Below are 14,373 nucleotides of genomic sequence, written 5' to 3'. Positions count from 1 at the left end.
CCGTTTTTGTTACTGGATATATTTTATTGACCAAACATATCCTTGATCCACCCAGGAACACCATCGGCATCTTTCTGCTCATCCAGTTTTGGCTGCTGAGATTGCGGTGGCTGTTGTTGCTGTTGCTGCTGCTGTTGCTGAGTTTGCTGCGATGGCTGTTGAGCCTGTTGTACCACCACCTGACTCCCCTGGCATAATCCCTGTGGGTTTTCCGTCCACACTGGGAGGGTACGCGCGCCATTACCACCACAAATGAAATTACCGTCAGAATCGATGGCCATCTGGCTGATTCCTTCTGGCTGTTGCAACGTCAACGCCAACGGCGTCTGATTATCCAGATAGCGACGGTACAGTGTCAGAGCACCATTAGCACCGGTTAATTTAGCTGGGCCATTATTATCACGCCCAACCCAGGCTATCGCCACTTCCTTGCCATCAATACCTGCAAACCAACTATCGCGCAAATCGTTGGTGGTACCGGTTTTGGCCGCCAAATTGTAGTTGCCATATTTACCGGACAGTGAACGCGAAGTACCACGAACTACCCCCTGTTGCATCGCATACAATGTCAGATAAGCCGCTTGAGCCGGGACCATACGCTCTGCCTGTGGCAAGCTCTGATACAACACGGTGCCATCCTCTGCAATCACTGAACGTACTGCAGACAGCGGGGCACGGTTCCCGCCGCTGGCGATAGTCTGGTATTCCTGTGCCACTTCCATCGGAGTCAGACCAATGGCCCCCAGCAACATAGAAGGCACCGGAGAAATGGCGGTTTTAGGGATACCCAAGCGTTGTAGCGTCGCGCTGATCTGATCCAGCCCCAACGACATCCCGAGATTGACCGTTGGCACGTTGAGGGAGTTGGCCAAGGCATCAACCAACATCACCCGGCCACGGAACTGGCGATCATAGTTGTTCGGTTGCCACGAGGTACCATTTGGCAACTTTATCGACAGCGGCTGATCCGCCAGCCAGGTATTCAGGCGGTACTTATCGGGCTGCGACAACGCCGCCAGGTAAGTCGGTGGCTTGGCCAGTGACCCCACCAGACGCCGCGCCTGAGTTGCCCGGTTGAAACCAGCAAACTGAGAATTAGCTCCCCCTACCATGGCACGAACTTCGCCGGTGAAACGATCCACCACCACCATGGCAGCTTCCAGATCATCAACATGACGAGCTGCACGCAGCGCCGGGACCCCTTCCTCAACCGCTTTCTCCGTCGCATCTTGCGAAACCGGGTCCAGTGTGGTGAAGATCTTCACCCCTGAAAGATCATTAATCTTGTCACCCAGCTTATTCTGCAACTCCTGACGCACCAGTTGCATAAAAGCGGGCTGCGGTGAAATCACGCCCCCTTTCGGCTGCACCCCCAACGGACGACTACTCAGCATGTTATAGAGCTCAGCGTCAATCATCCCCTGCCCCTGCAACAGCTTAAGCACCACATTACGGCGTTCCAACGCTAACTGCGGGTTACGCCATGGGTTATACAACGAGGCGCCTTTGACCATGCCCACCAGCAAGGCCTGTTGATCAAGACTCAACTCATTAACCGGACGACCAAAGTAATACAGGCTCGCCAGTGGAAAACCGCGGATCTCATCACCACCACTCTGCCCCAGGTAGACCTCGTTAAGGTACAACTCCAGAATACGGTCTTTGCTGTAACGATAATCCAGCAGCAACGCCATATAAGCTTCATTGAGCTTGCGCGAAAGTGAACGCTCACTGCTCAAGAACAGGTTCTTCACCAATTGTTGCGTCAGGGTACTACCGCCTTGCACCGCATGACCGGCGGACAGGTTAACGAATACTGCACGGCCAATAGAATAAAGACTGATACCTTCATGCTCGTAGAACTGACGGTCTTCGGTGGCGATCAACGTATCCACCAGCAAATCCGGGAAGCCACTACGCGGTACAAACAGGCGCTGTTCACCATTGGGTGACTGCATCATGGTTATCAAACGCGGATCAAGACGGAAAAAACCAAAGTTACGCTGATTATCCATATTAACGATTTTTGCCAAGCCGTTGTTCTGGAAATCGAGCCGGGCGTGGATCTGCCCCTCTTTGCCATCCGGGAAATCAAATGGACGGCGCTGCAGTTCAATACTGTTGCCCTCCACCGTAAACTCCCCTGGACGCGTCATGCGACTAACCTGACGGTATTGCATCCCTTCCAGCAGATTAACCATCTGCTGTTTACTGTATGGCATTCCAGGTTCCAGGTTAACCATTCGGCCATACACCGCCGCTGGCAACTCCCAGACTTTGCCATCAATACGACTGCGGATCTGCGAATCGAGATAAACGCCATAAACCGCCAACAATGCGGCAACCACCAGGAACAACTTGATCAGTAAACCCAGCCAACGGCGTTTTTTACGTGATGGGCGCGCTTTTACCTTGCGCGACATGCGTTTTTCCTCATATTCCTCATCATAGCCATCCTCGTCGTCGTCATACTCATCCTGATACTCGTTTTCTTCGTATTCATCATAATCGTCATAATCGTCATAATCGTCATAATCATCATCACGACGACGGCGCATCGGTCTACGTGGCGCCTGACGTTTAGCTTGTCTCCCTTGGCGCCCAATCGGCTTGCGGTCATCCCCAGCCATTACTGTTGCTCTCCATATTGTGGCCCTGATGGCCATTATTTATCGCTTAATCTAGTCCTGTAGCAGGCTACAGAACAGAAGAAACTTCTGAATTATACCCATCACCCTTCAAAGGTGCAGAAAACCCATCCCCCTAAACTAGCGGTACCGTTATTGATATTTTTTGGTACGTCGGGTCGGGGGACTATTGGCTGGGTCATCCGGCCATACATGTTTGGGATAGCGCCCTTTCATCTCTTTTTGTACCTCTGGGTACGCCCCCTGCCAGAAAGCAGCCAGATCGCTGGTAATTTGCAATGGTCTGTGTGCGGGTGAAAGGAGCTCAAGCACCACCGCTATACGCCCCTCGGCCAACATTGGGCTACGTTGTTCACCAAACATCTCTTGTAAACGCACCGCCAGCACTGGCAGATTATCGCTGTCATAGCGAATCGGTAAGCGGCTGCCGGTGGCTACAGTGTAATGAGTCGGTAACGCATTATCCAGCCGCTGTTTTTGTTGCCAGTTCAATAGACGCCCCAGGGCTTCAGCCATATTTACCTGCTTGAGTCCACGAAGATCGCGCACGCCCCCCAATGACGGTAATAACCAACTCTCCAATGTCGCCAACAGCGACTCATCATCTACCGCAGGCCACGCAGCCTCAGGCAGCCAGCGCTGAGCACAGTGTAAACGTAAACGTAACTGCTCTGCGGCGCTGTCCCAACTGAGTACACCCACCCCCTGCGTGCGTATCCAGTTTATCAGTGCCTGTTGCAACTCTTCATCTGCCGGTTTGGCCAGCGGTTGAGCCCGCAAGATTAAGCGGCCTATCTGTTGCCGCCGCCATGCGCGCAGAGTGCCTTTATCTTCGTCCCATTCAACGGCAGTCTGGCTGCTGACCAGCTGTGGCCGTTGAGTCTCCAGGCTGTCAATCTCGATCGGTAACGCCAACAGGATACGCGCATCCGGGTTGTTATGCCCTTGCAACAGGGAAGGAATGATCAGCCAAGGGTACCTGGATAGTGCGTCATGCTGATCCATAGCGGCCCCTAAACCATTCGCCAGCAAATAACGCCCATCGTGCCCACGCTGCTGCGCTAGACGGTCGGCAAAAGCCGTTGCCAGCAAAAAAGGGGCAAGCTCAGTATCCACCTGCCCTGATTTTTGAAGTAAGCGCTTACTTAGTTGAGTCGCCCGGCGTTGCCAATGTGATTGGGGGCAACTCAACCAATAGCCAATATCGATCTGCCCACCACGCGGCGGTTCTTCAAGCAGAGCCGCTAACATCGCTGCTGTCGCTAATCCATCAGGCCCCATCTCTGCGCCGGCGCAGAGCATGGCCGCTAACCGGGGTTCGCAACCCAATCCCGCCATCTTGCGACCTTGAGCCGTGAGCTTGCCCCCACTGTCGATGGCCGATAAGGTGTGTAACAACTGGCTGGCTGCCATCAATGCCCCTTGAGGAGGCTGATCAAGCCAGGTCAGTTGTTCGACATCCACACACCCCCATTGCAATAATTCAAGCCATAAGCTTGCGAGATCACTTTGCAGGATTTCCGCTGTTGCGTGCTCCGCCGCACGTTCCGCCTGCTCCCGGGTAAACAGATGCCAGCAGATACCAGGCTCCAGACGCCCAGCACGCCCGGCACGCTGTAACATGGAAGCCTGGCTGATGCGCTGGGTGACCAAACGAGTCAGTCCACTACGCAGGTCATAGTGGGCTACGCGCTCCAGGCCCGCATCAACCACCAAACGAATCCCTTCAATGGTCAAGCTGGTTTCCGCGATATTGGTGGCCAGCACCACTTTGCGGCGTCCCTTCGCTGCGGGCTGAATCGCTTTTTGTTGCTGCATCAAGGGCAATGCGCCGTATAGCGGGCAGAGATCAATGTCAGTGGCCACATCCCCTGTCAACCGTTCCAGTACCCGATTGATTTCCGCCACGCCAGGTAAGAAAAGCAGCAATGAACCCTGCTGCTCAGACAGTAAGCGCTTCACCACCGATGCCACACCCTCCTCAAACCGCTGATGGCTAGCCAGTGGTTGATAGTGGCGCTCAACAGGATAACTACGCCCTTCTGAAACCACCACCGGTGCTGCCGGCAGTAATTGCGACAAACGCACATTATCCAGCGTCGCCGACATAATCAGTAACTTCAAATCGTCACGCAGCCCCTGTTGCACATCAAGCAATAAGGCCAAGGCCAAATCCGCTTGCAAGCTGCGTTCGTGGAATTCATCCAGAATGACCAAGGAAACCCCCTGCAGTTCAGCATCCTGCTGCAACATGCGGGTCAGTATTCCTTCAGTCACCACTTCCAGACGAGTCTGAGGGCCGATTTTGCTTTCAGCCCGCATACGGTAACCGACGGTTTGGCCCGGCTCTTCCCCCAATTGCTGTGCCAGGCGATAGGCCACGTTTCTGGCCGCCAACCGCCGCGGCTCAAGCATGATAATACGCCCTGGCAACTGAGCTTTTGCCAGTATTTGTAGTGGCAACCAAGTAGATTTACCGGCACCGGTCGGCGCATGCAGCAAGACCTGAGGGGCGGATTGCAGTGAGGCAAGCAGTTGCTCAACAACCGCACTGACGGGCAATAAGGACACTAAATTCTCCGTGGAGTGGTTCGTGGGGTAGTTAATGAATGACTCCCATTGTAGCATTACCCTCAGCGTTTAATTCACTTACCGGGGTTACATGTCCAGTTCACGCCGCTTGTTCTTTGCACTTCCGTTACCTGATGCCCTGCAACAACAGGTGATACGCTGGCGTGCCACTGCCTTCGCTCCCGAAGATGGCCGCCCGGTTGCTGCTGCCAACCTACATCTGACCCTGGCATTTCTGGGCGAGCTTAGTGAGCAGAAAGAGCGAGCATTAAAAGCGCTGGCCGGACGCATAGTGCAAGCTGGCTTTCAGCTCTGCCTTGATGACCTCGGTCACTGGCCGCGCCCGGGTATCGTCTGGCTTGGCACCAAGCAGGCACCACGCGCCCTGTTGCAGTTGGCGGCCTTACTCCGCTCGCAGGCGGCCCGCAGTGGTTGCTATCAGAGCCCATTACCGTTTCACCCCCATATCACGTTACTGCGGGCGGCGACTAAACCGCTGGTTCTTCCCCCGGGCACGCCGGGTTGGCATTTTGATGCCCGTCATTTCTCGCTCTATCAATCGGTGTTTGAACAAGGTCGTACCCGCTACCATGAACTTGAGCAGTGGACACTCAACCAACAGGATAAAACATGATTTTTACCCCACCGCTAAAATCTGCCCAACTGATTAAGCGTTATAAACGTTTTCTGGCTGATGTGATTACGCCAACAGGCGAAACCTTGACCTTGCACTGTGCCAATACCGGGGCGATGACCGGCTGTGCGACACCGGGTGATACGGTTTGGTACTCCACATCAGAGAATGCCAAGCGTAAATATCCCCAGAGTTGGGAACTCACCCATACGCAGGGAGGTGACTGGATCTGCGTCAATACGCTGCGTGCCAATACGCTGGTGCGTGAAGCAATTGAACAGAATATAATCACTGAATTATCCGGTTATTGTAAAATCAGCAGTGAAGTAAAATATGGTACGGAAAATAGCCGTATCGACTTGTTATTACAGGCAGAAAACCGGGTTAACTGCTATATTGAAGTCAAGTCTGTCACACTATTGCAACATGATCGTGGTTATTTCCCAGATGCTGTTACGCTCCGAGGACAAAAACATCTACGTGAGTTGCAAAGCGTGGTTGAACAAGGTCAACGGGCGGTACTGTTTTTTGCGGTGTTGCACAGTGGTATCGCTCAGGTGACTCCGGCACATCATATAGATAAGCATTATGCGGCACTACTTAAGCAAGTTCAGCAGACAGGAGTGGAAGTGATTTGTTATGGGGCAAAATTATCACCTGACGGTCTATCACTCTGTGATAAGTTACCGTTTTTTATCGATTAGCGCGTGCGGGCAGTGATTAATTTTGCCACCAGATGGCCGCGTCGATTACGCCTTCCTTCACAGCATTGTCAAGTAGGCGACAGGAATAATTGCCATCCCTCTTCCCTTCTGTTATTTATAGCGGCCTGTTTTTCCCCTCTTCGGGGATTCGATATACCTGAACATCGTTGTAATAAAGGTATAGTGCGTGTGTATGTAGGAGAAGCAATATGCAAGAAGGGCAAACCCGTAAAGCCTCGTCCTTGAGCATTCTCGCCATCGCTGGGGTGGAGCCGTACCAAGAGAAGCCGGGCGAAGAATACATGAATAGCGCTCAGTTGGCGCATTTCAGACTCATTCTTGATGCATGGCGTAACCAGCTTAGGGATGAAGTTAACCGCACGGTTTCACATATGCAGGAAGAGGCAGCTAATTTCCCTGATCCAGCAGACCGAGCAACTCAGGAAGAAGAGTTCAGCCTTGAACTTCGTAACCGAGACCGTGAACGTAAACTGATCAAAAAGATCGAGAAAACGCTGAAGAAAGTAGAAGACGATGATTTCGGCTACTGCGAATCTTGCGGCGTGGAGATTGGCATTCGTCGCCTTGAAGCGCGTCCGACTGCTGATTTGTGCATCGATTGCAAGACGTTGGCCGAGATCCGTGAAAAGCAGATGGCTGGCTAAGCAGTTATTACCGCCTGTGGCGCGTGCCTCTATACGCGCCACACCGAGTAAAGGACACTGCTTCCTACTGCTATGGTAGACAGTCACTATGTGGGGCGTTTTGCCCCATCGCCTTCTGGAGATCTGCATTTCGGTTCGCTGATTGCCGCTCTGGGAAGCTACCTTCAGGCTCGTGCTCAACACGGGCAATGGCTGGTACGCATTGAAGATATCGACCCTCCGCGGGAAGTGGCTGGTGCAGCTGACCGCATCCTGACGACATTAGAACACTATGGCCTCCACTGGGATGGTCAGGTGCTATATCAGTCCCAACGCCTCGACGCCTACCGAGCTACCCTTGATTGTTTACAACAACAGGGAGCAAGTTATTACTGTACCTGTACACGCCAGCGTATCCAGCAGCTTGGTGGACTATACGATGGTCATTGCCGTCAGTTACGACTTGGCCCACAAGGTGCGGCAATCCGTTTGCGACAATCAAACCCGATCTATACCTTTAACGATCGGTTGCAGGGGGAATTACAGGCTGACCCCGCCTTGGCAGAAGAAGATTTTATCATTCGCCGCCGTGATGACCTGTTTGCCTATAATCTGGCTGTGGTGATCGACGACCATTTTCAAGGGGTGACCGAAATCGTTCGTGGTGCCGACCTGATCGCCCCCACCGTGCGCCAAATTGCGCTATACCAGCAGTTACAAGCCCCGGTTCCGCACTATATTCATTTGCCATTGGCATTAGGCCATCATGGGATCAAGCTGTCGAAACAAAATCAAGCACCGGCGCTACCCAGTGGTGACCCACGCCCGACGCTGATTAAGGCCCTCAAGTTTCTCCAGCAACCACAGCCAGAAAGCTGGCAAGATCTGAGCCTGTCGTTATTATTGAACTGGGCTGTGCAACATTGGTGCTTAGAAAATGTACCACGCCAACGGGCTATTCATCTCACCCCAGATTCATTGTAGTGGTAACAGACGTCAATATAGTGAGTAAAATCACAACAGCATTCTCAAAGACGCCATGGTGAGCTATTATTAGCCGCTGTTTTTAATTAGCACTTTTTTATCCGTCACTATCGAGGTGTACTATTTTTACCCGAGTAGCCAATTTCTGCCGTAAGGTGCTTATCCGCGATGACAAATTGAACCGCGATAATGCGCGGGACAGCGAGCAAGCCCCAACTCGCGAGGAACTCGCCCCCGTAGAACAACCGGCGAAACAATCACCCCGCTCTGCTACCAGCGGCGCCCATAACCCTGCCCGCCGTCCGGCAGCGCGCAAGCGTGCGCCATTGCCGACCACAGCAGACGCACGCTCAATCACCGTGATCCCGCGTGATCAGCATTCGATTTCACGTAAAGACATCAGTGATAATGCCCTGAAGGTGCTATACCGTCTGAACAAATCCGGCTATGAAGCCTATCTGGTCGGTGGTGGTGTACGCGATCTATTGCTTGGCAAAAAGCCCAAAGATTTCGACATTACCACCAATGCTACCCCGGATCAGGTACGCAAATTATTCCGTAATTGCCGTCTGGTTGGCCGCCGTTTCCGGCTGGCACATGTGATGTTTGGGCCAGAAACTATCGAAGTTGCCACCTTCCGTGGCCATCACGAACAGCATCAAGAGTCAGACAAGAACTCTTCGCAACAAGCGCAGAGTGGCATGTTGCTGCGCGACAATATTTTTGGTTCTATTGAAGAAGATGCCCAGCGCCGCGACTTCACCATCAATAGCCTGTATTACGGCATTGCGGATTTTACCGTGCGCGATTACGTCGGTGGCCTGAACGATCTGCAACAAGGTGTCATCCGCTTGATCGGCGATCCAGAAACCCGCTATCGTGAAGACCCGGTGCGGATGCTACGTGCGGTACGCTTTGCCGCCAAACTGGACATGACCCTCAGCAAAGAAACTGCCGAGCCAATCCCTCGGCTAGCTTCATTACTAAGCGAGATCCCGCCAGCTCGTCTGTTTGAAGAATCGCTGAAATTATTGCAGACCGGGAGTGGTTATCAAACCTACCTCAAACTGTGTGAATATCAGCTGTTCCAGCCGCTGTTCCCACTAATTGCGCGCCACTTCACGCCAGACCAGGATACGCCAATGGAACGCATTCTGGTGCAGGTACTGAAAAATACCGATCACCGTTTGCAAAACGGTCTGCGTGTCAACCCGGCTTTCCTGTTTGCTGCCATGTTGTGGTACCCACTGCTGGAACACGCACAGAAGCTGGTTCAGGAGAGTGGGCTGACCTATTATGATGCCTTTGCACTGGCAATGAATGATGTGCTGGATGAAGAGTGTCGTTCATTAGCGATTCCCAAGCGGATCACCACATTAGTGCGGGATATCTGGCAGTTGCAATTACGCTTGTCCCGCCGTCAAGGCAAACGTGCCTATAAGCTGATGGAACACCCCAAATTCCGCGCCGCTTACGATTTGCTGGCACTGCGCGCCGAAGTGGAAAACAATGCCGAGATGCTGCGCTTGGTCAAATGGTGGGGCGACTTCCAGGAAGCTACAGCGGCACAGCAGAAAAATATGGTGAGCACGTTGGGGGAAGACCCGGCACCACGCAGAACGCGTCAGCGCCGCCCGCGTAACCGCTCCCCACGTAAAGAGGAAGTATAATGGTACGCGTTTATATCGCTCTTGGGAGCAACTTGGCGCATCCCATTGAGCAGATAAATAACGCACTGGCAGCATTGGATCATCTACCACAGACCCAGCGCATCCTTTGCTCGCCGTTCTACCGTAGCAAGCCGCTGGGGCCACAAAACCAGCCGGATTTTCTTAATGCGGTGGTGGCACTGGATACGCTGTTATCCGCAGCACAATTGCTTGATCACACTCAAGCGATAGAGCGCGACCAAGGGCGGGTCCGCAAAGATGAGCGCTGGGGGCCACGCACACTGGACCTGGACATCCTGTTATATGATGACCAGGTGATTAATACCGAGCGCTTAACCGTACCGCACTATGGCCTGAAACAGCGTGAATTTGTGCTCTATCCGCTGGCGGATATTGCGCCAAATCTGGTGTTGCCGGATGGTGAAAGCCTGGCAGACTGCCTGAAACCTGTACCTAAAAACGGCATGACGTTATGGTAATCACCTGCCTGCTGAAACAACCCTAGAGGAACGTCGGCCACCTCACCACTGTATATACCTAAGGTGGTGTCAATATACCCCAGCATTCCGCCCCCCGCTTACCACCTGCATGGCGCTGGGGATAAATTGTACGGCTATTCTTTGGAGAGATGATCGTGAAACCCACCACCGTGAGCCACTTACGCCAGTGGAAACAGCAAAAGCACAAATTTGCCACCATAACGGCTTACGATGCCAGTTTTGCCCAATTATTCGAGCAACAAGGCATTAAAGTGATGTTGGTTGGTGACTCGTTAGGGATGACACTACAAGGGCATGACTCCACACTCCCCGTTACCGTCGCCGACATCGCCTATCATACTCGTGCGGTGCGTCGTGGCGCACCAGCCTGCCTGTTATTGGCTGACCTTCCTTTCATGAGTTACGCTACCCCTGAACAAACCTGCCACAGTGCGGCAGAACTGATGCGTGCCGGGGCTAATATGATCAAACTGGAAGGGGGCAATTGGCTGATTGATACCGTAAAAATGCTGACAGAACGTGCTGTTCCGGTTTGTGGTCATCTCGGGCTGACACCGCAATCGGTCAACCTGTTCGGTGGTTATAAAGTGCAAGGGCGCGAGGAAGCCACGGCAAACCAACTGTTGGCGGATGCCAAAAGCCTGGAGCAGGCTGGCATGCAACTACTGGTACTGGAGTGCGTTCCGAGCGAACTGGCGCGGAAGGTGACAGAAGCCTTGTCTATCCCGGTAATTGGCATTGGTGCCGGTAATGCTACCGATGGTCAAATTCTGGTCATGCATGACGCCTTAGGGATCACCAGTGGCCATATTCCAAAATTTGCCAAAAACTTTCTGGCACAGAGTGGTGATATCCGCAGTGCAGTACAACGCTATATTCAGGAAGTTGAACAAGGTGTCTATCCTGCAGAAGAGCACTCGTTCAACTAATTTTGTCATTGCTTGAATGAATGATTGTTTGAAAGATTGATTGAAACTCCAGGAGTTATGGAATGGTAATTGTCGAAACTCTGCCATTGCTACGCCAACAAATCCGCCGCTGGCGGCAAGAAGGCAAGCGCATCGCACTGGTCCCCACCATGGGAAACTTGCATGAAGGCCACATGACGTTGGTTGATGAGGCTCGTGCTCGTGCCGATGTTGTGGTTGTGACTATTTTCGTTAACCCGATGCAATTCGATCGCCCTGATGATTTGGCTCGCTACCCACGCACACTGCAAGAGGATAGTGAAAAACTCACTCACCGTAATGTTGATCTGATATTCGCCCCATCACCAGCAGAAATTTACCCACAAGGATTGGATCAGCAAACCAGTGTCGATGTTCCTGGTATTTCCACCATCCTTGAAGGTGCCAGCCGTCCAGGGCATTTCCGTGGTGTAGCTACCGTGGTCAGTAAATTGTTTAATCTGGTTCAACCTCATCTGGCCTGCTTTGGCGAGAAGGATTACCAGCAACTGGCACTGATCCGCAAGATGGTCGAGGACATGGGGTACGATATTGACATTATTGGTGTACCCACAGTGCGCGCCAAAGATGGGTTGGCACTCAGTTCACGCAATGGCTACCTCAATGCCGAAGAGCGCAAAATTTCACCGCAGTTAAGCATGATTATGCATGGCATAGCAGAGCAACTCAGCCATGGTGAGCGCCATGTGGATAAATTACTTGGGCAGGCAGCGGAAAGGCTGCGCACTGCTGGCTTTACCCCTGATGAATTATTTATCCGTGATGCCGACACGCTGCAACCATTAGGTATAGAGAGCCGCCATGCAGTCATATTAATGGCTGCCTGGCTGGGTAAAGCGCGCTTGATCGATAATCAACAGGTCGACCTGTCGTAATAAGCCCTTTATAGAACACGGTTGCCGTGGTGACTTCATTGGCAGTAGACTGAGCCTGTTTATTGCTGAAGTGACCCGCAAGCAGAGTCAGATTTCAATCCAGTTGGCTGAAAAGCCGATATTCAGTTAGGTAACGCTATGATACGTACTATGTTGCAAGGCAAACTGCATCGGGTAAAAGTGACTCAGGCTGACTTGCATTATGAGGGTTCCTGCGCCATCGATCAGGACTTTCTGGAAGCGGCAGGGATTCTGGAATATGAAGCGATTGATATTTACAACGTTGATAACGGTCAGCGTTTTTCCACCTATGCCATCGCTGCTGAACGCGGTTCACGCATTATATCGGTCAATGGTGCGGCTGCGCGCTGTGCCTGTGTCGGTGACAAACTGATCATCTGTTCCTATGTGCAGATGAGTGATGCCGATGCGCGTCAGCACCATCCGAAAGTCGCCTATTTTGAGGGCGATAACCTTCTGCAACGCCAGGCGAAAGCCGTTCCTGTGCAGGTTGCCTGATAAAAAAACCGGGCGCGTAGATCGCCCGTTTTTTATCTTCCATACCCCAGCCGACTCACCCGGGTTGAATAAACATTTGCATCTGACCGAGCATCATCAATGAGGCAAACTGCCCCCAGAAATCCATTAGGTCAACTGACTCCTGAGATTTCCCGTCACCATGATCTAACGACAAACTGGATAAACTTGGGTACAACGGTGTCGATAAGGATTCCCGCGTGTTGGCAACTCGCTCTGCCATCGAAGGAATAGAGTCGGTGCGTAGGATATATAACCGTTTCAAAGTATAAATATTATCCCCTGGCTTCACTTTGCCTTTTACCGTCGAAAACGCCAGATGCAGCCCTGCTTCTTTTGCTGCCTCGACCGCATCCTGGTTATAGCCGCCAAATGGGTAAGCGAGATAATAGATTTTCGGGTTAAACTGTTCCAACGCCCTTCTTGAACGCTCAAAGTCAACCCGAATATTATGTAGCGAACGACTCAGCAAAATGGGCCGGTGCTTGCCATCGGTACGATGCAGGAAATGGGTATGCGATTGAATATCAAAAACATCCTGAATTTCTTGTAATTCAGAAATACTCATAAACTGCAATGTATCTGCGTTCCACTGCTGTGGATGGCGCTTGATACGTGAAGAGATAACAAATGTTGTTGCCTGTAAACCGTTCGCCTTCAGTACTGGATAGGCATAGCGATAAACCGATTTCAAACCATCATCAAAGGTCAGCACCACAACCTTAGCAGGTAGATTGATCTGATTATTCAGATAAGCTTCCAGTTGATACAAGGTGATAGTGTCATAGCCAGCCTGTTTCAGATACGCCATCTGATTACTAAATGCCGCATCAGAGGTGGTGGTTGACGTATTCCGAAAACGTTTGTTCTCTTCATTTTTCAACATGTGGTGATAGGTCAACACCGGGATACCATTGTCAATCTCGCTATCCTGCGCCCTGATAAAACCCAGACGATCGCCAATGTTAACTTCAAACCAAGTGTTATGCATCCGGTCTTTCAGTTTACCAATAATCGGATAACGCAGATTCTCTTCCAGTACAGCAAACACTTTACTTTGAGCATCCGGAGTAGAATAAACCTGGGTTGGCCGCTGAGTAATCAAATGTTGTGGATTCGCGGGCTGTTTGCTCAGTTCCTTTGAGTCATCCTTCACCTGACGTGATTTAATGATCGGGCGAACATTGGCTTTATCAATAAAACCGGTACCATGCCCAAATTTGAACTCATAATATTGCGCATCTGCACGGAACACCTGGAGCAGTTGACCTTGCTTCACTTGCCCTACTGGAATGACCTGTTCGCCCACCAACGAATACATTTCGCTGTCTCGTTCTGCTTCCATGTACTCGGTTTTGACCGTACTGTCTTGCGACACCACCACCGCCGCGGCAGTTGGCACCAGCAACGATATAACAATACCGAGTAATCCTGCGATTATTCTATGTTGAGACTGCATGGTTTGTTCTACTTACTAATCCCCGATAAAAGTGCGCTAGCATAACATGATTTAAATCACAGGTAGAAAGTGCTTATTCTGGTCATACGGCGACCTGATAAATTAAAGTTACAAACAGTTAACAATGGTATCAGGTAACAAAAGAATATGTCTTTATGTGTACAGGGCAGACGCGCAGG

Annotated in this window: 11 protein-coding genes and 1 pseudogene; 9 read left to right on the top strand and 3 right to left on the bottom strand. The window is 51.7% G+C overall.

Annotated elements, in window-relative coordinates:
* Nucleotides 1-23: 23 nt before the first annotated feature.
* Both mrcB and hrpB read right to left on the bottom strand, forming a co-directional pair.
* Nucleotides 24-2,630, bottom strand: coding sequence for a bifunctional glycosyl transferase/transpeptidase (mrcB, locus tag IO95_RS01885; RefSeq protein WP_023489533.1), 2,607 nt, complete (start codon nucleotides 2,628-2,630; stop codon nucleotides 24-26).
* A 150-nt stretch (nucleotides 2,631-2,780) separates the two neighbouring features.
* A complete protein-coding gene (hrpB, locus tag IO95_RS01880) occupies nucleotides 2,781-5,276 on the bottom strand; it encodes an ATP-dependent helicase HrpB (protein WP_152554877.1) in 2,496 nt (831 codons plus the stop codon).
* 34 nt (nucleotides 5,277-5,310) lie between these two features.
* On the opposite strand from hrpB, the gene thpR reads away from it, so the two are divergent.
* The 9 genes from thpR (at nucleotide 5,311) to panD (ending at nucleotide 12,717) form a co-directional block, all read left to right on the top strand.
* Nucleotides 5,311-5,853, top strand: a complete 543-nt coding sequence (thpR, locus tag IO95_RS01875) for an RNA 2',3'-cyclic phosphodiesterase (RefSeq protein ID WP_023489535.1) — start codon at nucleotides 5,311-5,313, stop codon at nucleotides 5,851-5,853.
* Entirely contained in the window at nucleotides 5,850-6,557 is a 708-nt protein-coding gene (gene sfsA, locus IO95_RS01870; protein ID WP_023489536.1) for a DNA/RNA nuclease SfsA, read from the top strand. Before thpR ends, sfsA begins: the two co-directional genes overlap by 4 nt.
* 209 nt (nucleotides 6,558-6,766) lie before the next feature.
* A complete protein-coding gene (gene dksA, locus IO95_RS01865; protein WP_023489537.1) occupies nucleotides 6,767-7,222 on the top strand; it encodes an RNA polymerase-binding protein DksA in 456 nt (151 codons plus the stop codon).
* A 72-nt stretch (nucleotides 7,223-7,294) separates the two neighbouring features.
* Entirely contained in the window at nucleotides 7,295-8,185 is an 891-nt protein-coding gene (gene gluQRS, locus IO95_RS01860) for a tRNA glutamyl-Q(34) synthetase GluQRS (RefSeq protein ID WP_023489538.1), read from the top strand.
* Between the two features lie 122 nt (nucleotides 8,186-8,307).
* On the top strand, nucleotides 8,308-9,855 hold the full coding sequence (gene pcnB / locus IO95_RS01855; protein WP_072011635.1) for a polynucleotide adenylyltransferase PcnB: 1,548 nt from the start codon (nucleotides 8,308-8,310) through the stop codon (nucleotides 9,853-9,855).
* Entirely contained in the window at nucleotides 9,855-10,334 is a 480-nt protein-coding gene (gene folK, locus IO95_RS01850; protein WP_023489540.1) for a 2-amino-4-hydroxy-6-hydroxymethyldihydropteridine diphosphokinase, read from the top strand. The genes pcnB and folK overlap by 1 nt, the downstream gene beginning before the upstream one ends.
* Before the next feature lie 155 nt (nucleotides 10,335-10,489).
* Nucleotides 10,490-11,284 (top strand): 3-methyl-2-oxobutanoate hydroxymethyltransferase, encoded by a 795-nt coding sequence (panB, locus tag IO95_RS01845; RefSeq protein ID WP_023489541.1) that lies wholly within the window; start codon nucleotides 10,490-10,492, stop codon nucleotides 11,282-11,284.
* Between the two features lie 62 nt (nucleotides 11,285-11,346).
* Nucleotides 11,347-12,198 carry a pantoate--beta-alanine ligase gene (gene panC, locus IO95_RS01840; RefSeq protein ID WP_023489542.1) on the top strand — a complete coding sequence of 284 codons (852 nt, stop codon included), beginning with the start codon at nucleotides 11,347-11,349 and terminating at the stop codon, nucleotides 12,196-12,198.
* A 138-nt stretch (nucleotides 12,199-12,336) separates the two neighbouring features.
* Nucleotides 12,337-12,717, top strand: a complete 381-nt coding sequence (gene panD / locus IO95_RS01835) for an aspartate 1-decarboxylase (RefSeq protein WP_023489543.1) — start codon at nucleotides 12,337-12,339, stop codon at nucleotides 12,715-12,717.
* Between the two features lie 220 nt (nucleotides 12,718-12,937).
* On the opposite strand, the pseudogene IO95_RS01830 reads toward panD, so the two are convergent.
* A pseudogene (locus IO95_RS01830) lies at nucleotides 12,938-14,194 on the bottom strand (polysaccharide deacetylase family protein); the annotation flags it as partial.
* Nucleotides 14,195-14,373: the final 179 nt, after the last annotated feature.

Source organism: Serratia sp. DD3, assembly GCF_000496755.2.
This window is presented reverse-complemented; position numbering and strand designations above follow the sequence as displayed.